The sequence below is a fragment of the Synechococcus sp. 65AY6A5 genome, from assembly GCF_002760415.1.
Classification (GTDB): Bacteria; Cyanobacteriota; Cyanobacteriia; order Thermostichales; family Thermostichaceae; genus Thermostichus.
In genome coordinates this window covers 292,642-314,054 of sequence record NZ_AXUW01000002.1, presented here as the reverse complement: position 1 = coordinate 314,054, position 21,413 = coordinate 292,642, and the positions used below count along the sequence as shown (strand labels likewise).

Annotated in this window: 21 protein-coding genes and 1 pseudogene; 7 read left to right on the top strand and 15 right to left on the bottom strand. The window is 58.8% G+C overall.

The features are described 5' to 3' along the window. Positions 1–123: 123 nt before the first annotated feature. The 12 genes and pseudogenes from SYN65AY6A5_RS13190 to psbE form a co-directional block, all read right to left on the bottom strand. A complete protein-coding gene (locus SYN65AY6A5_RS13190; protein WP_011431213.1) occupies positions 124–1,074 on the bottom strand; it encodes a LysR substrate-binding domain-containing protein in 951 nt (316 codons plus the stop codon). A gap of 269 nt (positions 1,075–1,343) precedes the next feature. Continuing rightward, a complete protein-coding gene (locus tag SYN65AY6A5_RS13185; protein ID WP_011431214.1) occupies positions 1,344–1,991 on the bottom strand; it encodes a hypothetical protein in 648 nt (215 codons plus the stop codon). 261 nt (positions 1,992–2,252) lie between these two features. After that, positions 2,253–2,741 carry a YqeG family HAD IIIA-type phosphatase gene (locus SYN65AY6A5_RS13180; protein ID WP_011431215.1) on the bottom strand — a complete coding sequence of 163 codons (489 nt, stop codon included), beginning with the start codon at positions 2,739–2,741 and terminating at the stop codon, positions 2,253–2,255. Between the two features lie 43 nt (positions 2,742–2,784). After that, positions 2,785–3,906, bottom strand: a complete 1,122-nt coding sequence (gene mltG, locus SYN65AY6A5_RS13175; protein ID WP_099812840.1) for an endolytic transglycosylase MltG — start codon at positions 3,904–3,906, stop codon at positions 2,785–2,787. Positions 3,907–4,026: 120 nt separating this feature from the next. Beyond that, positions 4,027–4,791 carry a UMP kinase gene (gene pyrH, locus SYN65AY6A5_RS13170; RefSeq protein WP_011431217.1) on the bottom strand — a complete coding sequence of 255 codons (765 nt, stop codon included), beginning with the start codon at positions 4,789–4,791 and terminating at the stop codon, positions 4,027–4,029. Between the two features lie 98 nt (positions 4,792–4,889). Then, positions 4,890–5,042, bottom strand: coding sequence for a hypothetical protein (locus SYN65AY6A5_RS14095; RefSeq protein WP_011431218.1), 153 nt, complete (start codon positions 5,040–5,042; stop codon positions 4,890–4,892). A 107-nt stretch (positions 5,043–5,149) separates the two neighbouring features. Then, complete coding sequence (locus SYN65AY6A5_RS13165; RefSeq protein ID WP_099812838.1) at positions 5,150–5,455, bottom strand: TMEM165/GDT1 family protein; 306 nt, start codon at positions 5,453–5,455, stop codon at positions 5,150–5,152. A 353-nt stretch (positions 5,456–5,808) separates the two neighbouring features. After that, a pseudogene (locus SYN65AY6A5_RS13160) lies at positions 5,809–6,879 on the bottom strand (transposase). A gap of 304 nt (positions 6,880–7,183) precedes the next feature. After that, on the bottom strand, positions 7,184–7,303 hold the full coding sequence (locus tag SYN65AY6A5_RS13155) for a photosystem II reaction center protein J (RefSeq protein ID WP_011431222.1): 120 nt from the start codon (positions 7,301–7,303) through the stop codon (positions 7,184–7,186). Between the two features lie 140 nt (positions 7,304–7,443). Then, positions 7,444–7,569 (bottom strand): photosystem II reaction center protein L, encoded by a 126-nt coding sequence (locus SYN65AY6A5_RS13150; RefSeq protein ID WP_011431223.1) that lies wholly within the window; start codon positions 7,567–7,569, stop codon positions 7,444–7,446. A gap of 5 nt (positions 7,570–7,574) precedes the next feature. Beyond that, positions 7,575–7,718 carry a cytochrome b559 subunit beta gene (psbF, locus tag SYN65AY6A5_RS13145; RefSeq protein ID WP_011431224.1) on the bottom strand — a complete coding sequence of 48 codons (144 nt, stop codon included), beginning with the start codon at positions 7,716–7,718 and terminating at the stop codon, positions 7,575–7,577. 83 nt (positions 7,719–7,801) lie between these two features. Continuing rightward, entirely contained in the window at positions 7,802–8,047 is a 246-nt protein-coding gene (psbE, locus tag SYN65AY6A5_RS13140) for a cytochrome b559 subunit alpha (protein ID WP_011431225.1), read from the bottom strand. A 316-nt stretch (positions 8,048–8,363) separates the two neighbouring features. Between psbE and SYN65AY6A5_RS13135 the strand changes: the two genes are divergently transcribed. Beyond that, a complete protein-coding gene (locus SYN65AY6A5_RS13135; RefSeq protein WP_011431226.1) occupies positions 8,364–10,064 on the top strand; it encodes an S-layer homology domain-containing protein in 1,701 nt (566 codons plus the stop codon). 305 nt (positions 10,065–10,369) lie between these two features. On the opposite strand, the gene SYN65AY6A5_RS13130 is transcribed toward SYN65AY6A5_RS13135, so the two are convergent. After that, positions 10,370–12,085, bottom strand: coding sequence for a Ppx/GppA phosphatase family protein (locus tag SYN65AY6A5_RS13130; protein ID WP_240531066.1), 1,716 nt, complete (start codon positions 12,083–12,085; stop codon positions 10,370–10,372). Between the two features lie 201 nt (positions 12,086–12,286). Between SYN65AY6A5_RS13130 and thrS the strand changes: the two genes are divergently transcribed. From thrS to SYN65AY6A5_RS13105, 4 genes are all read left to right on the top strand, one after another. Beyond that, positions 12,287–14,098, top strand: a complete 1,812-nt coding sequence (gene thrS, locus SYN65AY6A5_RS13125) for a threonine--tRNA ligase (RefSeq protein ID WP_099835768.1) — start codon at positions 12,287–12,289, stop codon at positions 14,096–14,098. Positions 14,099–14,211: 113 nt separating this feature from the next. Next, positions 14,212–14,478 carry a hypothetical protein gene (locus tag SYN65AY6A5_RS14595; RefSeq protein WP_240531065.1) on the top strand — a complete coding sequence of 89 codons (267 nt, stop codon included), beginning with the start codon at positions 14,212–14,214 and terminating at the stop codon, positions 14,476–14,478. A 17-nt stretch (positions 14,479–14,495) separates the two neighbouring features. Further along, positions 14,496–15,701 (top strand): formamidase, encoded by a 1,206-nt coding sequence (gene fmdA / locus SYN65AY6A5_RS13115; protein ID WP_099812834.1) that lies wholly within the window; start codon positions 14,496–14,498, stop codon positions 15,699–15,701. 630 nt (positions 15,702–16,331) lie between these two features. Continuing rightward, the gene (locus SYN65AY6A5_RS13105) at positions 16,332–17,879 is read left to right on the top strand and encodes an ABC transporter ATP-binding protein (RefSeq protein ID WP_099884764.1); all 1,548 of its coding nucleotides are present in this window, start codon (positions 16,332–16,334) and stop codon (positions 17,877–17,879) included. Here SYN65AY6A5_RS13105 and malQ read toward each other — a convergent pair. Next, positions 17,876–19,477 carry a 4-alpha-glucanotransferase gene (malQ, locus tag SYN65AY6A5_RS13100; protein ID WP_099812833.1) on the bottom strand — a complete coding sequence of 534 codons (1,602 nt, stop codon included), beginning with the start codon at positions 19,475–19,477 and terminating at the stop codon, positions 17,876–17,878. The genes SYN65AY6A5_RS13105 and malQ overlap by 4 nt on opposite strands. A 155-nt stretch (positions 19,478–19,632) precedes the next feature. After that, positions 19,633–20,304 (bottom strand): orotate phosphoribosyltransferase, encoded by a 672-nt coding sequence (gene pyrE, locus SYN65AY6A5_RS13095; protein WP_240531064.1) that lies wholly within the window; start codon positions 20,302–20,304, stop codon positions 19,633–19,635. A gap of 236 nt (positions 20,305–20,540) precedes the next feature. Here pyrE and SYN65AY6A5_RS13090 point away from each other — a divergent pair, with 236 nt between their 5' ends. Both SYN65AY6A5_RS13090 and SYN65AY6A5_RS13885 read left to right on the top strand, forming a co-directional pair. Beyond that, positions 20,541–21,134: an IS607 family transposase gene (locus tag SYN65AY6A5_RS13090; RefSeq protein ID WP_099884716.1), complete on the top strand. Its 594-nt coding sequence runs from the start codon at positions 20,541–20,543 to the stop codon at positions 21,132–21,134. After that, positions 21,022–21,413 (top strand): helix-turn-helix domain-containing protein (locus tag SYN65AY6A5_RS13885; RefSeq protein WP_168174270.1); only part of this gene is annotated, 392 nt, incomplete at its 3' end. The genes SYN65AY6A5_RS13090 and SYN65AY6A5_RS13885, both read left to right, overlap by 113 nt.

Below are 21,413 nucleotides of genomic sequence, written 5' to 3'. Positions count from 1 at the left end.
GACTGCCGCTCTCTGGCTGTGGAGGATCCTGGTTTACCAGTCCGTTGAAGCAGCAACTCCGGGAAGTGATTCTCGGAAGCTCCCGTCTACAGCCCGTCAGGGCTTAGCGGGAGAGGATGTCACTCAAGCGAGCAACTGTAAGTGGGGAGGGGGAGTTTTCAGCCAGTCTTGGCAGCTCAGCAGCCCCTCGCGAAAGCGGGTGGCCGCCTGCGATTGATAGCGCTCCGGGTTAAACGCCAGCCAAAGGGTGCGCCGTATCTGCAGCCCTTCCACCGCCAGCTTTTTCAGCCGCCCTTGCTCCAAGTCGGAGCCCACCGCCACCATCGACAAAAAAGCCACCCCCAAGCCAGCCTGGACGGCATTCTTGATTGCCTCAATCGAGCTGAGTTCCAGCCGTACATTTAGCTGGCCCGGGTTGATGCCGTGGCGATTCAGCACCCGGTCGATGGTCTGCCGCGTGGAAGACTGGGGATCCAGGGTAATGAAGGGCAAAGTCAACAGATCCACAAGGGCGGGAGCATCGAGGGCACAGCTGGGGGCGCCGACCAACACGTATTCGTCTTCCGCCAGAGCAATCACCTTCAAATGCCGCTGTAAGTCAAAGGGGATCTCCCCGCCGACAATGGCCAGATCCAGCCGACCCTCCACCAGCTTCTGGGCAATTCGCCGTGTGGATTGCACCAAGAGCTGCACCGAAATCTGGGGATAGCTGCGGTGATACTGCGCGATCAAAGAGGGCATGACGTAGGTGCCCACCGTTTGGCTGGCCCCCAAAACCAAGTGCCCCCCTCCCATCTCTTGCAAATTGGCCAGAGCTTGAACCGCTTCCCGGCAGAGCTTGAGGATGCGCTCGCTGTAGTGCAGCAACACCTGCCCCGCATCCGTCAGCTCCACCTTGCGCCCGCCGCGGTCAAACAACACCACTCCCAACTGTCGCTCCAGGTTCTGCACCTGCAAGCTGACCGCTGGCTGGGAGACAAACAGGCTCTCCGCAGCCCGCCGAAAACTCCCCTGCTGCGCAATCGCCTGAACGATGAGGAGCTGATCCAGGGTAAACGGCAGTTCATCCGCCATAGGGAACTCCAAATCACCCAGCGGGATCCCTTCCAACCCAGCGAACTCGGCAGCCCAGGATCGAAAGCCCGCCTGAGATCATCATATATAAGCAGGCTAAATACTAAGAAAATACAAAAGGTGAGCAATCTCGAGAGAACGGCTCGCTCCCGCCTTTTGGACGGGATCTGGGGTGGAGCGCCTCTCCCGAAGAGCCGTTGAAACTGTTTGTTGAAGTTGAGAGCCATCCCCAAGGGCCAGGCGGCTCTGGACCTGTCTTTGGCTTCCCTCTAGCGAGGGCCATAGGGCGTCCAATAGCCGCGCCCCTGTTGCCTTGCCGCATTGGCTGCCTCTTTGAGAATGACGCCGTACTTGAGGCCATTGGTTTGCGGCGACAGTAGGCCATGCCCCAAAAACAGCATTTCCTGGTTGATGAGGGTATTGGCCCGCCAAACGTAGGCAGGCAGGGTGGGGGTGGGGGCCAGAGCGGGATCCAACTCCAAGAAAACCTCGCGCCCCAGCAAAGCCGTCTGCAGGTATTGACCAGCATTGGAGATGGGCAGAGGGGTTTGCCCGCGCAGCTTCGTCCACGTAGGATTGAGCTCTGCCGGCAGAGGAGCAATCCCGATCAGTTGCACCAGCCGCAAATTCAAGTCCCCTTCGAGCTGGACAACCAGGGTGTTGTAATCGACCACCCGAATGACTTGTGCCCGTTTGAGGCTGCGTAGATCCGGACGGGCCACCAAGGTCAAGGCCCAAGCGGGCCATGCCGAGACCAGCAAGGGCAAGGCCAGCAGGCTGCTCAGCTTAATTAAACTCCGTCCCTGGGATATCAACAGAGACTTGGGACGGTGAGAGATGGGAACAGACCGCAGCGATTTCTGCATCATGGACTTCACCCGTTGCATGGCGGACTTGACGACAGGGATGGTTTGCATGCTTAACCTTTGAATTTGACGCTGCCTTTACACCGCCACCCGGCGGGCCCAATGCCGGAGCCGGCTCACTGCCGTCACTCTACAAAAAACTTGGGCAGATGGGTCAGTTCTGCAAGCTGTCTCTCGATTTCAACTTGCGGATGCGCCACCCCCTGACAACCTATAGAGTCATTTCAAAAATGAAACGGCTCGTTACGTTATTTCCTAGCTCCCCTCTCCCTCTGGGAGAGGGGACGGGGGTGAGGTTGTCCAAAGAATCTCTCAAACGCGGGGATCCAGGATGGCCGCAGGGCTCTTCTCCAGAGTCTTGGGCAGGAGGGAGTTGACCAATACGGTAACCAAGCCCAGCCGATTGCCCGCCAGGATATCCGTCCACAGGCGATCGCCCACGATGGCCACCGCCTCCACCGGCAGGTTCATTTGCGCCACAGCCCGCCGCAGAGCGCGCCGCGAGGGTTTGCCGGCGCCGTGAATGGAAGGCAGGTTCAAGCTCTCGCCGATTTGGCGAATGCGGTTGCGGTTGAGGTTGTTGCTCACCAGCCAAATCTGAAAGTGGGGGCGCAATTGCTCCAGCCAGGCGGCCACAGCCGGATCCACCTCAGCCTGGCGGATCGGCACCAGCGTGTCGTCCACGTCGAAGATGACGCCCCTCACCTGCCAGGCCAACAGATCTTCTGCCCGCAGCCGCAAGACAGTGCCGGCCACCACCACATCCGGTTGCAGGAGCTTGAACCAAGGTTTGCGTACCATCGAGAACCTTTTCAGCCACCAACTGCCAATGCTCCTGACCTTCTCATTGCGAAGTGGGCGGGGATCCCTGCCGCTCGCGGAGGATTTGCCGTTGAGCTGCCTCGTGCTCGGCTAGGGTCTTGCTGAAAACATGGGTGCCGTCGTAGCGGGCCACAAAGTAGAGGTAATCGGTCTCCTCAGGCTCCAAAACGGCTTTGAGGCTGGCCAAGCCCGGACTGGCGATGGGGCCAGGGGGCAAGCCGGGGGTGAGGTAGGTGTTGTAGGGGGAGGGGGTACGCACCTCGGCAAGGGTGAGGCGGCGATCTGGCGTCTGCTGGATGTTCAGGGCATATTCCACCGTCGGATCGGCTCCCAAGGGCATTCCCTTTTTGAGCCGGTTCAAAAAGACGCCCGCGATTAAGGCACGCTCCTCCGGCACGGCGGCCTCCCGCTCCACAATGCTGGCCAAGGTAACCCACTCATGCAAGGAGAGGGAAGTAGTGTGCTGGCGAAACAGGCGTAGGGCCACGGCGGCAAACCGCTGCAGCATGGCGTTGATGACAATCTCGGCTTTTTGCTGATCCGGCAGGGATCCCTCCACCTGTTCGACAGGAAAAAGATAGGTGTCGGGGAAGAGGTAGCCTTCCAGGGAGTTCAAGCTGGGGGGCAGCCAATCGAGGGGAGGGATCACGCGGGCCGTGGCGATGAAAACATCGGCTGCCAACCAGTTGCGCTCCGCCAAGGCCGCCGCCATCTGCTCGATCCGCCAGCCCTCCGGGATGGTCAGCCGCCGCTGCAGAATCCGGCCCTGCCGCAGTTGTCGGGCTACGGATAGCATGTCTTGGTTGGGATCCAAAGCGTAGGTACCTGCCTGAAACAGCCAGTCGCGTCCAAAGGTGCGGCTCCACAGCTCCCAGGCCAAGGCAGAGCGGATCACCCCCGCTTGGTGCAGTTGTTTCCCGATTAAACGGCTGCTGCTGCCCGGCTGGATCACCACCTGGATTGGCTCTGGGCCACCCAGCGGCTGAAGCCAGGTCTGCCAGCGCCAGTAGCCAAATCCAACGGCCAAGGCCACCAGGAAAGCTAAGCCTTGCACTAGACGGCGACCCCAGCGTTGGCGGCAGCGGGGCGGAGCACTTTGGGCGATCAGGCCTTCGGGCGAGGCGGGATCGCGGTGATCGGTCATCGCCTTCCCCTCCACATCGCGACAGCACATCCTCTGGCCAGGTTAGCGTGGCCAGAAGAGATCTTCAGGCCGTCACCGGTCAGTTAGGGCCACCCCCAGTGTAGCCTCGGCCTATCCCACTTAGGATCCGCTCTCCTGGGCCAGGCGGGCAGGGATCCCATTGCTCTTGGGAGTTGTTTGTCCAATCCAAGTGCCGATGGGCTCCCCTTGCACCACCCGGTAGATGTTGCCGGGAGTGGTCAAGTCGAAAACCACGATGGGTAGTTGATTTTCTTTGCAGAGGGCGATGGCAGTGCTGTCCATCACCCGCAGATCGCGGGTAAGCACATCCTGGTAGCTGAGGACATCGTAGCGGCGGGCCTGAGGATGGGTCTTGGGATCCGCGTCATAAACCCCGTCCACCTTGGTGGCTTTGAAGATCACCTCGGCATCGATCTCCGCCGCCCGCAAGGCCGCAGTCGTGTCGGTGGTGAAGAAGGGATTTCCAGAGCCTGCCCCAAAGATCACCACCCGCCCTTTTTCCAGGTGACGAATGGCGCGGCGACGAATGTAAGGCTCTGCCACCTCCTGCATGGCAATGGCCGTCTGCACCCGCGTCGGGATCCCGGCCCGCTCGATGGCATCTTGCAAGGTTAAGGCGTTGATGACGGTGGCCAACATCCCCACGTAGTCAGCAGAAGCTTGATCCATCCCCTGGGCAGCCGCTTCCTTGCGCCCGCGCCAGATATTGCCCCCTCCCACCACGATCGCCACCTGCACGCCCGCCCGCACCACCGAGGCTACTTCACTGGCAATGGACTGCAAGACCTCGGGGTCAATCCCGTAGGGACGTTCCCCCATCAGGGCTTCACCGCTCAGCTTCAGCAGAATACGTCGGTACTTCATGGCTATCCGCTCCAGCCCACCCCTGCCTACAATAGCAGCTTTGCTGGGCTAGCTCCGGTCAGGGTGTTGGTCAACAGAGCCTCTCGACGAACTTGCCATCACGGCTGCTGTTCTTCGCCAGCGCTGGCCTCCTGATCCCGAGGAACAGAACGGAAGCGGCGGCTATTGCGAGCACGACTTTTCTGAAACTGCTTGGCATACTCGCGGTTGCGCTCGGCTTTTTCCCGCTTCAGGTTGCGTTTTTTGGCCATGCTGGTCTTCCTGACCGGTTGTCCGGCATAAAGTGAGGCACTCAGGTGGAGTGCGAGGCGTCCTTAATCGTAACATGCTTTGCCGGAGCCATCCTGAAGGCCTCTGCTCAGCCAGCTATGGGCAGGGATCCCCAGAGCAGAGATAGGCCGATCAGGAGGAACCCCACGCCTGCCGAGGTTTTGATCCAGCGGGGGGGGATGACTCGCGCTACCCAAGCCCCCGCCCATACCCCAATGAAGCTGGTGCTGATTAGGGCAGCAGCAGCTCCGCAGAAGATCACCCCAAGATTTTGCGAGTGGGCGCTGAGGAGCAGGGTGGCCAACTGGGTTTTATCGCCCATTTCGGCCAGCAAAATTGAGCCGAAGCTGACCAGAGCAGCTCGCGCCGCTGTCTGTTTCAAGAAAGAGAACATCTGACTGCTGTGCAACACGTTTCTCTGTAGCCACGTTGCTCTTACACAAGAGGATAGCTTGGTAGCCCCGTACTTGAGTACGCGGCGGAAAAGCCCTTGAGCCACTTTAGTTGCTTCTTTGTTATTAGTACAGAGCTTCTCCAGGAAAACAACCTACTGCGGTGCAAAACCCGCGTGGCAATAACTAACCTGGAGGAACTTAAGTCCGAAGTAAGCAGAACTTTGAGGTTATGCCTCAAAGGACTGTCTAGAGGCGTCTTGACAGCGCCTTCGCGAGTCCACTTTGGGCTGCGTAAGAATCCCCTGGGTGGGAGTGTCAAAGCCACCCTTCCCCTTCACGGGAGATGTGTAAACTACCGGGCTCCGACCGCTCCCCAACCCCCCGTATACGGGGGGAGGTAGGGGGGCTGGTTTACAGCAGCCCCCAATAATGCAATCACGTTGGCACCGTTAAAATCTGCATCCCCTTTCCAGCCACAGACCGAGTTCACACAACGAAAATGCTTCCCTTCCCGTTGCCCAATCCACAGGCACGGGTGGCAGGTCTGCGAGCTGTAGGCAGGCGGCACCACCCCAACCTGGATCCCGGCCCGCAGCGCCTTGTACTGCACAAACTGCTTCAGTTGATAGAACGCCCAACTATTCGACCGCCGCCGCTCTATCTTAACTGCGCGGCTGTCGGTTGGTGCGCTCCCTAATGCCACTCAGGTCTTCCAGGGCAATAAAACTGTGGGTGGCCTGCGCCCTCGACACAATCGCTTTGGAGATGCAGGGATTGACCCAGGTTTGCAAGCGTCTCTCCTGACCAGACAGCCGTTGCAAGAGTTGGCGGCATCTGCGCCGACTAGATCTTGTGCCCTGACTGGCTTTGCGTTGAAGTGACGCCCGCAGCCGGGAGGAGTGGTCTCTGACCTGGTTCAACGGCTGTCCATTCCAGTTGTCCTCCTCTGAGGTATGGGCAATATCTCTCCTCCCCAAGTCCACCCCCATCGCCTTGGGGGTGTCTGGCTCGACGCCAATCTGGATGTAGTGAGAACCCTCTTTGCGTTTGACCAACGTGGCCGATTTGGGATTGGTGCCGGCCAGCATCCCTCGTTGATAGTTGCCAATGGCCAACTCAAAGCGTTCCCGACCCTCTACGGTGGTCAGCGACACCGTCCAGTCGTTCTCGCGGAAGGAAAAGATGCGGGCATCGTAGGTCACGAAGCCTGCCTTGAAGGCCTTGACCGGACAGTTCTGTTGCCGGGCAACCTTACGCGACCCTGCCACCCGTCTGCATACCTGTTGTGCCAGGATAGCCCAAAGCAGGTACGAATCTCGCGCTAGCAGAGAGATTGGAGCTTGACGGCGTTGACTATCTTCTCTGGTGTGTTCTCATTCACCCAGTTCAAGGCCTGCACAAAGGCGTCCAGAGTCGCATCCAGCTTGGCGGCTTGCGACTCCGATACCTAAGGACTCCGTCCCCCTAGCGCGAACAGTTTGATAGTCAAGACTTGGGGCATGCTGTAACTATACATCAACAGACCGCATTCCTCCCGTCACTGACCGGCCCGGCCCCCGGCCCCCCAGTCCCCCCGTATACGGGGGGATACAGGGGGGCTGGGCGGGGGGATATAGGGGGGTACAGGGGAGCTCCCGCGGTTTCTAGCTGACCCGCATACCCCGAAACGAAACAGAGCGAGGGGTCTGTCTAGATTACTGCCCCTCGCCCTCCTCTACTTGTCTAAACTACACGGGCGCTCCAAGACCGGTATAGGAGCCATAGAAGAAAAGCCCAACCACCGTGACCACACCCAAACCGACAACCACAGCCACTATCCACAGAGGGATCCTTGCCTGACTAGTCATAGCAACTGGCCTCCAGAAGAAAAAGATAGGTCTAAAAAGTTGCACCCGTAGTCTGCAAAGAGAACCAAGGGCTGGCTAAGGTAAGCCTACATTGATCCCTGCAGCTTTTTCTCAACTTAAGACCAGAGACAAGTGAAGTCTCAGTTGAGAAAGTAGCTGGAAAACAACAGCCCCACCACAAACACCAGCAGCAAGCCCAAGTATAGGGAGGTGCGGTTTAGCTCTACCGGCTGGGTGTTGGGATTCTTCTCAGGTTGATCAGCCATGGGGTTCACCGTTGAATAAACTGCATTGCGGCAATAGCTCCCAAAAAGAAAACGGTTGGAATCGCCAAAGTATGCACCGCCAACCAACGGACAGTAAAAACGGGGTAGAAAACAGGCTCGTCAGGTTTGTTAACAGATTTGGTCGCCATAGTCCAGATCCTGCATCTTGGAACGCAAAATAGATTTACAAATCGCAACAACTAAAGAGTTGCCAGCCTGGCCCTGCTCTTTCCTAGCGAGTTAACTTTTCCAGTTGCTCAAGAGCGTTGAAGCGGTCGCTGACAATCGGTAACTCCTGCCGCTCTGCGGTGAAATACTCATTGGGGCGCGGGGTGCCAAAGATATCATAAGCCAAGCCGGTGCTGACAAAAAGCCAACCCGCCAAAAACAAAGCGGGAATGGTCAGGGCATGAATAACCCAGTAGCGGACGCTGGTAATAATATCGACAAAAGGTCGCTCTCCAGTGTTGCCAGCCATGAAACTCCTCCCTGCACTAGGGGCAAAAGGGCTCTTTGAGTCTATAACACAATGATAAGGAGTTGCATGCACAGCTACAAGTTACAAGACAATTGCTCAAGCTGTTTGCCGCCAAGCGAGGCCCCATCCTTGCATAGGTAAGATCTCCTAACAGCCTCTGAGTTCAACTCTAGGGCAGCGTGAGCCGGAACGCCTGGGGTAGGGGATCCCACTGCCAAAGGGCGCAATCGCGACTGACATCGAGGGCTTGAGGACACGGCGGAACTTTGAGATAAGCTGACTCTGAGGGGATGTCAACGGAACAGGAGTAACAGCTATGCGGTGCTCGTGGCCCCTAGCCTTGGGCCTATGTTGGACGCTAGGCTGGTCAAGCCTCAGCTTGCCGGCCTGGTCGCAAGGGGTCGAGCAGCAAGCCTCGCTGGCCTGGGCCGATGCCTACGTGGCAGCGCTGGAGCGCCAGACGGACCTGGTGCTCACCCAGGAGCCGCTGTCGGCGACCTTGACTCGTCTGGAATTGGCCCAGTGGCTAACGGAGTTTTTCGGCTACGTCCCCAACCCCAACCAGGTACAAGAGATTCGGGATCTCGAGCCCAATACCCCCGACTATTGGACGGCCCAAGCGGTGCTGCAGGCGGGAGCGATGCGCCTGTACGAGGGCAACGAGTTTCGCCCGCAAGGAGATCTCACCCACCTGGAAGCCCTGGCTATTTTGGTGCGGGCCCTGCAATTGCCTGCTCCCAACCAGGACGATATTGAGCGCTGGATGGCTCTGTACACCGATGCTGCCGAGGTGCCGGAGGTGGGGCGGGCTTTTGTGGCGATGGCAGGGGAAGCAGGGCTATTGGTGAATGTGCCGGATCCGGCCCGGCTGCGGCCCAATCGGGTGCTCAGCCGAGCCGAGGGGGCGGTGCTGTTGCACCAGGCGCTGGTGTATCGCGGTCAGCTTCCGCCTTTGCCAGCTCCGGTGGCGCAGTTGCGTCCCTCTCCTGCTCCGGTGGCCAAGACTGTCCAACCCGAAATCTTGCAAACGCGGATTACCCCTGAGTCGGGAGTGGTGCCGCCAGGGGGAACTCTGACTGTTGAGGCCCAGGCCACTCCCAACGGCAGGGCCACCGTGGATATCGGCAGCTTGGTGCAGGGCTTGCCCATGCAGGAGGTGCAGCCCGGCTATTACCGCGCCGTTTACATCCTTGGCCCTCAGGACAGCGCCCTCAGTCCCGATATTCGTATCCAACTGAGCCTCAACGGACGGGAGACCCGCGTTCAGCGGCGGCTCCCTCAACTGGCCCTGGGCAATGTCGCTCCCCCGCCGGTGGAATCGGTGTTTCCGCCCCCATCCCCTCTGCCACAACCGGCCACCCCTGAGCCTGCTCCTCTGGCTCCAGTCGGCAACCGCTATCCGCGTATTGAGGCGATTCGCTTGGATCCCCAGCGCGACCTGGTGGAAGGGGATATTCTCACCATTGCCATCTGGGGGGACTCGGGGGGGATCGCCCAGTTTGATTTGGGGAATTTGGCCCTGAACCAGCCGATGCGGGAGGTGCGACCCCACCACTACGAGGGCACCTACGTGGTGGCCCCCACCCACCAAGCCAGCAACCCCGTTTTGCGAATTGTGCTCACTAAGGATGGCCTCAGCCAGGAACACCGGGAGATCTTCCCTTTTGCAATCGATGGATCTAAGGGAACCCGCTCCACCATCCAGCCGGTCTCCGCACCTGTCGCTGCTGGGCTGCCCCGGATTTTCAATGTCACCACCAACAGCACCAACCTGCGCATGGGCGAGATCCTCAAAGTTACGATGCGAGGGGATCCGGGGGGGCGGGCAGCTTTTCGCATCGTCGGGGTGACGCCGGAGGTGGAGATGCGGGAGGTGGCGCCCGGCCTCTACGAAACCCAGCAGCAACTGCCCTTCAACATGCAGCCGGTCAACAACGGCCTCGTTGAGGTGATCCTGGAGCGGGGCGGCCAAAGAGCCACCCAAACCAGCCCCTCGCCCATTACCATCGCTCCCTGAGCAAAACTTGCCGTGCAGCCTCGCGAGAACTTTATCCCGCTGGTGCAAACGGTAGCTAAAGGAATACGATCCGCTTGCCCAGCTATTGGCGTTCACCGGCAGCTTGGTAGTTACAGCCATCTCAAATGGCAATGAAACGTTTCTCTGCGTCGTTATTGCTACGCAACGCTGTCGCGGACGCGCCGGCCGTGCGGAGCACTATCCCCAACTCCCCTCTCCCTTTGGGAGAGGGGCCGGGGGTGAGGGTAGAGGGGGTCGGCGGCAAAGTGTCTTCGTCTTGTTTGAAACGACTATACGCCCCTTGGCTAGACGGCTGCCTCAAAGGGATCGGCGCTGCGCTGGATCTGGGTGGATAATTTGGGAATCACCTGCAGCTTGAACTGTTGCTCGAAGACCTTTTTCTTCTCGTTCAAGCTCCACAGCTCCAGGGCACAGTCGTCGTTGGGGTGCCTGGGATCCAAAATCAGCTCCATGCAGCGGGGGCCTTCTCCCAGAAGCTGAAAACGGCAGTGGAGAGCTTGGATGGCCTGCAGGCGGCGGCGATCCAGAGCACAGGCTATGCGCAGCAGGGGGCTGAGCTCGAGGACAACTTGGCGATCCCGCTCGTTGCTGAGGCGTTGAAAGTTCTCGTGCTTCTTCTTGGGGGGCGACTTGCGGTGGTAGCGGGCCAGGTTGGCGATCACCTCTATCTCTTCCTCGTTGAAGCCCAACAGCTCCCCGTGGCGGATCAGGTAGTAGGAGTGCTTGTGGTGGGCGGCATGGCTGATGAAGTGGCCGCAGTTGTGCAGCATGGCCGCCGCCCAGAGGAGAGCTCGCTCGCGGGAGCCCCAGGAGTGCAGGATGCCGCGGGTCTGATCGAAAAGACTGAGGGCAAACTCCGCTACCCGCTCGGCATAGGGGAGCTCCACCTGGTATTTTTCCGCCAGCTTGAGGATGCTGCGCCGCCGCACCGAGCTGTGGTAGCGCAGCCGATCTTCAATGAGCCCCTGGCCGATCATCCAATCCACGATCAGCCCTTCCCGCAGGGCCCGTTCGCAAAACTGGATCCGCTCCACCCCCAGCAGGGTCATCACCTCCTCCAAGATGACGGCCCCAGCCAGGATGATCTCCCCGCGTCTTTCCCCAAAGCCGGGCAGTTTTTGCCGTTCGGCCACGGTGAGGGAGCGCAGCTCTTTGACATAGGCCCGCAGGGCTTCCAGGCTGAACTCATACCCCTGCAGGCGAGTGGGGGCAGCGCCCAGCCGACGGCGGGCATCCAACTGGGCCAAGCACTCGATGGTGCCGGAGGTGCCCACCAAGGTCAGGGATCCCGGCTGTTGGGAGGCTTCGACGATGCGCCGCATCTGCTCAATGGGAGCTTCCAGCATGCCGCGGACATGTTGCCGCAGCGCCTGCAGCTCGGCGGAGGTGGGCGGATCGTGGTGCAAAAAAGCTTGGGTCAGGCGCACCGCCCCCACCTTGATGCTGCGTAGAAACTCCGGCTCTTGGCCGTTGCCCAGAATCAGCTCGGTCGAGCCGCCGCCGATATCCACCACCGCGTGCAGCCGATTGTGGAACTCCATGGCCGAGAGCACCCCCAGGTAGATGCGGCGGGCCTCCTCCTGGCCGGAGATCAGCTCGATGCGCAGGCCCAGCTCCTGCTCGATCCGCTTCAAGAACTCCGGCCCATTGGGGGCCTCGCGCACAGCGCTGGTGGCCACGGCAACGATATCCTGCACCTGAAAGCTCTCGGCAATGCGGCAAAACCGCTCCAGAGCCGTCCGGGCCCGTTCCATGGCAGCAGGGGTAAGGGCGCCCGTCTGGCTGCAGAATTCCCCCAGCCGGACGGTGGCTTTTTCGCGGGAGATGATGGTGAAGCTGGGGATATTGGGGTTAATGCGCACCACCACCATGTGCAGGGAGTTGCTGCCCACATCGATGGCGGCTATGACCGGAGCAACTCCAGACTCAGAAAGGGGGGCCGGTTTCGGTTCAGAGGCGGCGGCAGAGCGTTCGGCAAGGTTGGCGAGCGAAGAGACCATGAATGAATTCAGAGGTTGCGACACTTTGCGACACTTCTAGAATACTGTGTGCTTTCCCCCCTTTTTCTTGGCCGAGCTGTGGGTTTAAAGGCGACGGTCTTTCTTAAACAGAGAGTTGTCCCCGTTGCGGATCCCGGCTGTTCTGGCCTCAGACTAAGATAAAAGCACTGCAGAGTCATTTTTGTCGCCAAGCGGGTTCCGATGTCTCAACCAGCCGCATCCCCTCAACAGGCCAACAGCCCCCTCAAGCTGCTGCGTACCCACGAATCTCCCAAGCTGGAGCGCATCCGCCACACCACCTCTCACGTCCTGGCGATGGCGGTGCAAAGGCTGTTTCCCAAGGCCCAGGTAACCATCGGCCCGACGACCGACTATGGCTTTTACTACGACTTTGACCATCCCGAGCCCTTCACGCCGGAAGATCTGGAGCGCATCAAAAAAGAGATGCAGGCGATCATCAAGAAAGGCTTGCCGGTGATCCGCGAGGAGGTGAGCCGGGAGGAGGCCAGGCGCCGCATCGAGGCCCTCGGCGAACCTTACAAGCTGGAGATTTTAGATAGCATTCCCGAAGGCGAGCCGATCACCATCTACCATCTGGGGGATGAGTGGTGGGATCTCTGTGCCGGCCCCCACGTGGAAAACACGAAGGAGATCAACCCCAAAGCTTTTGACCTGCTCAGCGTGGCCGGCGCCTATTGGCGGGGGGACGAGACCAAGCCGCAGCTCCAGCGCATCTACGGCACCGCCTGGGAGACGCCGGAGGAGCTCAAGGAATACAAGCGGCGGCTGGAAGAGGCCAAGCGGCGGGATCACCGTAAGCTGGGCAAGGAGCTGGGCCTATTTATATTTGCCGATGAAGTGGGGCCGGGCCTGCCCCTTTGGACCCCCAAAGGAACTACTCTGCGCTGGGTGCTAGAGGATTTTCTCAAGCAGGAGCAGCTCAAGCGGGGCTATCTGCCGGTGGTGACGCCCCACATTGCCCGCGTGGATCTGTTCAAGATCTCCGGCCACTGGCAGAAGTACCGGGAAGACATGTTTCCCATGATGGCCGAGAGCGAGGAGGCGCGCGCCGCTGAACAGGGCTTTGTCATGAAGCCGATGAACTGTCCTTTTCACATCCAAATCTATAAATCAGAGCTGAGATCCTACCGCGATTTGCCGCTGCGCTATGCCGAGTTCGGCACCGTCTATCGCTACGAACAATCGGGGGAATTGGGGGGCTTGACCCGCGTTCGCGGCTTTACGGTGGACGACGCCCACTTGTTCGTTCGTCCCGATCAGTTGGAAGAAGAGTTTCTCAAGGTTGTCGATCTCATTCTGGTGGTTTTCGACAAGCTCAAACTCAAAGATTTTCGCGCCCGCCTCAGCTTCCGCGATCCCAAATCCGATAAATATCTGGGATCCCCGGAAGAGTGGGATATGGCCGAGAATGCCATTCGCCGCGCGGTGGAGAAGCTTTCAATGCCGCATTTTGAAGGGATCGGAGAGGCGGCTTTCTACGGGCCGAAGCTGGACTTTATCTTCCGCGACGCGCTGGATCGGGAGTGGCAGTTGGGCACGGTGCAGGTAGACTACCAAAACCCGCAGCGCTTTGACTTGTACTATGTGGCCGAGGACGGATCCCGGCAGCGGCCGGTAATGATCCACCGCGCTCCCTTTGGTTCGCTGGAGCGGCTCATCGGCATCCTCATCGAGGAATACGCGGGGGATTTTCCCTTCTGGCTGGCGCCGGAACAGGTGCGCATCTTGCCCGTTTCCGACCAATACCTGGGCTATGCCACCCAGGTGCGGGATCAGTTGCGAGAACAGGGGATCCGCGTCCACATCGATGCCGACAGCGACCGCCTGCCCAAAAAGATCCGCAACGCCGAGAAGGCCAAGGTTCCCTTCATGCTGATTGTGGGGGAAAAAGAGCAGGCAACTGGCACAGTGAGCGTGCGGCAGCGCCACGGCCAAGACCTGGGATCCCTGACGGTGGCAGACTTCCTGGATCAGGTGCAGGCGCTCAACTAGCCGGTTGCGGCAATGGAGGGCAGTGGAGTTTTCAGAACTTGAGGATCCCAGATGCCGGGGAGCTCAAGAGAGGGCCTGAATGTCCCTTTCTAAAGAAAAGCCAGCCGACGGCCGTGTTGACGGCCCGCCGCTATTCTGGCGGCAATGCCCAGAAGATCGTTGTGGGGCGGGAGCTTTCCTGTGGATCCAAGGTGCTGGTGGCTGCCCAACCGACGCGGGGGGTGGATGTGGGGGCCATCGAGGCCATTCATCCTAAGCTCCTCATCTCCCGCTCTGCGATTGTAGATAACAGCACTATGAATTGTAGCTCTTACTACAGTATTAGCTTCTCTATTGGAGATAGGCTTTTGTGCATTCAAAGTCTGACCGCAGAGCGATGACTCAAGGATAGGATCCCATGCCCAAAACGCTGTTTAAAGTTGACCTGACTAAGCCAATGGATCAACAGGATCTACCGGGTCACAACCGCTGGCATCCTGATATTCCCGCTGTGGTTTCTGTAAACCCTGGCGAGGTATTCCGAATTGAGTGTAAAGACTGGACGGATGGGCAAATCAAAAACAACGATGACCCTTCCGACATTGAGCAGGTTGACCTAAGCGTTGTCCATGTTTTGAGTGGGCCTATTTGGGTTAACGGCGCCCAGCCTGGAGATATCCTGGTTGTCGATCTGTTAGACATTGGGCCACTGCCGGGAGACGAGTGGGGGTTTACAGGTATTTTTGCCAAAGAAAATGGAGGGGGATTCCTCACCGATCATTTTCCCAACGCGGCCAAAGCCATCTGGGATTTTCAAGGCATTTACACCACTTCCAGACACATTCCCCATGTGCGCTTTGCCGGCATCATTCACCCCGGCCTCATTGGCTGTGCCCCATCTCACGAGTTGCTGGCGGCTTGGAATAAGCGGGAAGCTGAGCTGGTCGCTTCGGCTCCCGATTTGCGCACTTACGGCGCGGGGCTATCTGGCAATCAGCCTGTGCTGGCCGCCTTGCCCAATCCCAAGAACGCAATTTTGGGAACTTTGCCCAAGTCAGAGTATGAGCGGGTTGCTGCTGAAGCGGCTCGGACGGTGCCCCCGCGAGAGCACGGCGGTAATTGCGATATTAAAAACCTGTCTAAAGGAACACGGATCTACTTCCCGGTTTACGTGGAGGGTGCCAAGCTGTCGATGGGAGATATTCACTTCTCGCAAGGGGATGGGGAGATCTCTTTTTGTGGCGCTATTGAGATGTCGGGCTACATCGATCTCCACGTCGATCTAATCAAGGGTGGTGTTGAGAAGTACGGATTGGTTAACCCCATTTTTAAGCCCGGCCCTGTTGAGCCACGTTACTCGGAATACCTTGTGTTTGAAGGCATTTCTGTGGACGAGTTTACAGGTAAGCAGCATTATATGGATGTTCACATTGCCTATCGACGCGCCTGCTTAAATGCCATCGAATATCTGAAAAAATTCGGCTTTACGGGAGAACAAGCTTATCTGCTGCTCAGTGCTGCACCGGTGGAGGGCAGAGTGAGTGGGATCGTCGATATTCCCAATGCTTGCTGTACGGTGGCTATTCCTACGCAAATCTTCGACATAGATATTCTCCCTAGGTGAATGTTATCCGATGCCTCGTTCAAGGGGGTGGAATAGGAAGATGCCGCTGTATGAGTTTAAGTGTCAAACCTGTGGGGAGTTTGAGGTATGGCGGCCCTTATCTCAATATCGAGATCCGGCCTATTGTCCTTCTTGCAATCAGGAAGGGAAACGTCTCATTTCAGTTCCCATGGTTCAGCTTTCCAGCTCTTTGCCTATTTCAAAGGGAGGAAGAGAACCCAAACTGATCAAGCGTGAACAGCACTCAAATTCTGATCCAAACTCGCCAAAATATCGCTCCCAATCCTGTGGGCGACCTTGGATGTTGCACCATTAGTTATTAGACATAGTTGTTTCAGGCTAGGGTAAGACGCCTGGGCTATTGAAAAAAGCCTTCTGGCCCCGTGCATTATTGCTCCGCAGCGCTATTGCTATGCCTACGGCACCCTGACGGGAACCGCAACGCTGACGCGACGATGCGACGACGTAACGACGTGACCAACGTTTTAGGTGTGGGTGCAGTGTCCCAGTTTGAATCGAAATGACCATAGTGCTTAGAAAAAGAGAGACTCTCACAATACCCCCAGAAATGCTTTCCTCTGGCATGGTAGTTCACAACCTATGCTGGAAGAGGCGTTCAAGAAGCACCTCATGAGTGGGCCTGATCCTTCCTTGGCAGAGGGATCCCATCGCAGCGATATCGCCCTTCGTTTACAGGGGATCACCAAGCGTTATCCTCTGGTGTTGGCCAACGACCACATCGATCTGGAGGTGCGTTGGGGAGAGATTCTGGCGCTGATGGGGGAGAACGGGGCGGGCAAGTCTACCCTGATGAAGATCGTCTATGGGTTGGTCAGCCCGGACGAGGGATCCATTCAAGTGGATGGGCAACCGGCCAAAATTCACAGTCCCGCCGATGCCATTCGGTTGGGAATTGGGATGGTGCATCAACACTTTATGTTGGTGGATCCCTTGACGGTTACGGAAAACGTGGTTCTTGGGGCCGAACCCGGCCATCTTTTTCAGGTCGATTTCCGTCGGGCCAGGGCTGAGGTGGCTCAGTTGATTGCCGAGATGGGCTTCCATCTGGATCCCGACGCCAGAGTGGAGGATCTGCCGGTAGGCCTACAGCAGCGGGTGGAGATCTTGAAAATGCTCTACCGCAAGGCCCGCATCTTGATTTTGGATGAGCCGACGGCAGTGTTGACTCCGCAGGAGGCAGGCGAGCTGTTTGCGTTTTTGCGCCGCTTTGCCCGGCGGGGGGGAGCTGTCATTTTCATCAGCCACAAGCTGAAGGAGGTAATGCAACTGGCCGACCGCGTCACCGTCATTCGGGATGGCAAGGTGGTGGCGACGTTGCCCACTGCCCAAACCGATGCCCAGGAACTGGCGCGGCTGATGGTGGGGCGGGAAGTCAGTCTGACCGTTGAAAAAAAGGCCGCTACCCCTGGGGAGGTGTTGCTGGATGTGCGAGATCTGTGGGTGGATATACCGGGGCGGAAGCCGGCGGTGGCGGGGGCGAGCTTCCAGGTACGTGCCGGCGAGATTGTGGGCCTTGCCGGTGTGGAGGGAAACGGCCAAACGGAATTGGTGGAGGCGATCACCGGCTTGAGAAGCTACCGCGGCCAAATTCGCTATGGAGCCGGATCCCTGTCTGCTTCGGCCCGACAGGTGCGTTGCTGGGGTCTGAGTCATATCCCCGAAGATCGCAATGTGAGAGGTTTGGTGCTGGATTTCCCCACCCGCGACAACCTGATCCTGGGGGATCACCATCAAAAGCCGTATACCGGCTGGTTGGGATTTTTTTGGGAAGAGGCCATTGACCAACATGCCCGCCAGCTGGTGGAGAGCTTCGACGTTCGCCCCCGCAGCATTTCCCTGACGGCCCGCCGCTATTCTGGCGGCAATGCCCAGAAGATCGTTGTGGGACGGGAGCTTTCCTGTGGATCCAAGGTGCCGGTGGCTGCCCAGCCGACGCGGGGGGTGGATGTGGGGGCCATCGAGGCCATTCATCGGCGCATCCTGCAGGCGCGGGATCAGGGCATGGGGGTGCTGCTGGTGTCGGCGGATTTGAATGAGGTGATCAGCTTGTCGGATCGCATTTTGGTGATCCATGAGGGCCACCTGGTGGGAGAACTCACGCCTGAAGAGGCCACCGAAGAGCAGCTAGGGCTGCTGATGGGCGGGATCCAGCATTAGACGAGGCCGGGGGCAGCTTGAGAAGATCCTGCCGCTCGTTCTTGGGCTAGGGCTGCTCGCCGTTGTTCCAACTCTTGAGGAGAGATGCGCCCGTAGGTGACGCTCATCTCGGCCAGCCGCTGGATCATGTCCTGCCGCAGCATCTCCTCGCGGTAGCGCCAGGCCCAGTTGTTCTCGGCCCTGCCGGGGAAGTTCATGCGCGCCTCTGCCCCCAGGCCCATCACATCTTGCAGGGGAATGATGGCCAGGTCGGCCACGGAAGCCAGGGCCAGGCGAATCAGATCCCAGTGGATGCCGTCGGATCCCTGGCAGCCCAGGTAGCGCAACAGGTTTTGCTTTTCCCACTCCGGGCGTTCTGGGTCATGAAACCAGCCCACCACGGTGTTGTTGTCGTGGGTGCCGGTGTAGACGACGAAGTTGCGCTCGTAGCTGTGAGGCAGATAGGGGTTATCGGGCCCCGAGCCAAAGGCAAAGAGCAGCACCTTCATGCCGGGCAGGCCAAATTGATCCCGCAGTTGCAACACCTCCGGCGTAATGTCTCCCAGATCTTCGGCGATCACCGGGATTTTCCCCAGCTTGTCGGCCAGCGCCTGAAAGAAGTCGGCCCCCGGCCCTTTTTGCCACTCGCCTTCTACCGCTGTTTCCGCAGCGCCGGGGATGGCCCAGTAGCTCTCGAAGCCGCGGAAGTGGTCGATGCGGACGCAATCCACCTGCTTGAGAATGGCCTGGATGCGCCGGATCCACCAGTCGTAGCCGCGGGCCTTGAGCACCTCCCAGTTGTAGAGGGGGTTGCCCCAGCGCTGCCCGGTGGGGCTGAAATAGTCGGGGGGCACGCCGGCTACCTGCAAGGGCCGTCCTTGTTCATCCAGGTGAAACAGCTCCCGGTTGGCCCACACATCGGCGCTGTTGGGGGCGACATAGATGGGTATGTCCCCGATGAGCTGCACTTGATGCCGGTGGGCGTACTCTCTTAGGGATCCCCACTGTTGGGCAAATAGATACTGCCAAAACATCTGCCGGGTGATGGCATCGGCATGGCGGTCACGGGCCTCTTGCAAAGCCAGGGGATCCCGTTGTGCCAAGGCTGGATCCCATTGGGTCCATTCCTGGTCGCCATACACCTCTTTGAGGGCCATGAACAGGGCGTAGTCCGGCAGCCAATCGGCCTCGGCAGCACAGTAGGCTTGAAAGGCTTCCCAGTCGGCGGCGGTGGCCTTGTCTTTGAAGGTGGCCCAGGCGCGGCGCAACAAGCCCAGCTTGAAGGGGATCACGGTTTCGTAGTCCACCCGCTCAGCATTCCCCGCCTGGATGGCTGGCCATTGGGGCAGATCCTGCCAGCCGTTGGGTTCCAGCCAGCCGGCTTTCACCAGCAGCTCCGGGCTAATCAGCAGTGGGTTGCCGGCAATGGCAGAAAAGCTCATGTAGGGGGAGTTGCCCCAGCCGGTGGGGCCAAGGGGCAGCACCTGCCAGAGGCGCTGGCCGCTTTCCACCAGAAAATCCACAAACCGGTAGGCAGCCGGCCCCAGATCGCCGATGCCAAATGGCCCCGGTAGCGAGGTGGGGTGCAAGAGGATGCCACTGAGTCTGCCCATGCGCATGGCTAAACCCTTTTCGCCCTATTTCACCGCCTATCCTGTCACTTCTACAGCCCAATGACAGCTACCAATCGACAAAACCAAGACCAAAGGTCAAAAGCGCCAACGGCCTTTTTGGCTTGGCCAGCTCTTGCAGCGGAGGAGAGATGGGGAGCCTCTCAAGAGCAGGCTTGGGAACCCCCCTCACCTCCCAAAACCGGCCAGCCCACCAAGCCCTGGCGGAGACTCTGATGGCAGGCACGCACCTCTTCAAGGGTAAACAGGCGGCGAAAGGGGATCCCCATTTCGCGGTAACGGGCCTCTGCCCCTTCCAGTCGATCCACCAAAGCCAGGATCCCTTCTGCCCGATAGCCCGCTGCCCGCACCCGCTCGACAGCCTTGAGAGCCGAGCCGCCGGTGGTCACCACATCCTCCAAGATCCAAACCCGGCTGCCCGCCGGCAACTCCGGCCCCTCGATCCAGGCCTGGGTGCCATGTCCCTTAGGCTCTTTGCGGACAATCAGGGCCGCCAGGTTGGCCGGCTCAGCCTGCAGAGAGGCCAAACTCACCGCTGTGACCAAGGGATCCGCCCCCAAGGTCATGCCGGCAACTGCCTCGGTCTCAGGGGGCAGTAGCCGATGCAGCAGGGATCCCACCAGGTAGGCTCCCTGGGGGTGGAGGGTAACCGGCTTGCAGTTGATGTAGTAAGTGCTTTGCTGCCCAGACGTGAGGGTAAAGGATCCCTCGCGGTAGGCCAGTTGGGCCAGCAAATACAGCAATTTCTCCCGCGCCTCAGCCGAGGAAAGACTTAAGGGAGAACAGTCTAGGAGCAACACAGCAGAGATCCCCATCAGCTCAACCGTCAACCCATAGATGCGGCAATAACTAACCTGGAGGAACTTCAGTCCGAAGTAAGCAGAACTTTGAGGTTATGCCTCAAAGGACTGTCTAGGGGCGTCTTGACAGCGCCTTTACGAGTCCATTTTGGGCTGCGTAAGAATCCCCTGGGTGGGAGCATGACTCTAGTCAATGATACGCTGGACTATACTGAAAATAATGTACAATATGTTCACTATGGCTGCCTGGCATGGCTAGGTATGTAAAACCGAGAGAAGCGGCGGATTATTTTGGGGTGTGTCTCCACACCCTCAGACGGTGGGAACAGAAAGGCTGGATTAAGGCAATACGCACACCATCTGGTAGAGCGAGAAGGTATGACCTCGACAGTTACGTCAGAACACCCAGAAAGGATAAACGAGTTGTTTTGTACGCCCGAGTCAGCAGTCGAGGGCAGAAACCAGACTTGGAGAGACAGATTGCAAGACTGGTTAACCTCTATCCTGGAGCCGAAGTGGTCGGAGAGGTTGGCGGCGGTCTCGACTTCAAAAGACCGAAGTTCCTTGCCTTATTGGAACGAGTCCGTGCAGGAGATATCGGAACGATTGTGGTCGCTCACCGGGATCGACTCTGCCGGTTTGGATTTGAGTTCGTTGAGTGGTACTGCCGTCAATACGGGTGCGAAATCTTGGTTCTCGATGACGATCACCTTTCTCCCCAGCAGGAACTGGTTGAGGATATCCTCACCATCCTGCGCTGCTTCAGTAGTCGGCTCTACGGACTCAGAAAATACCGGGCTGCAATCGAGAAAGATACGGATTTATCCGGAGCCAGCGCTGGCTAAAGTTTGGAAGCGGTGGCAAGCGGCGTGCCGGTACTGCTACAACCAAGCGATTGCCTATCAGCGTCAGCATGGTGCCCCAAAAACGGCCAGAAAGCTGCGGGACATCATCCTGCGCTCCGACCTGCCCGGGTGGGTGAAGGACGCCCCCTGCCACATCAAGCAGAACGCGGTCGTCGAGGCGTGGTTGGCGTTTCGCCGAAGCAAAGACGCGAGGTTTCGCAGTGTGCGGGACAGGTCGCATACGCTGCAATTCAACGCCGGCAACTTTCGCAATGGGAC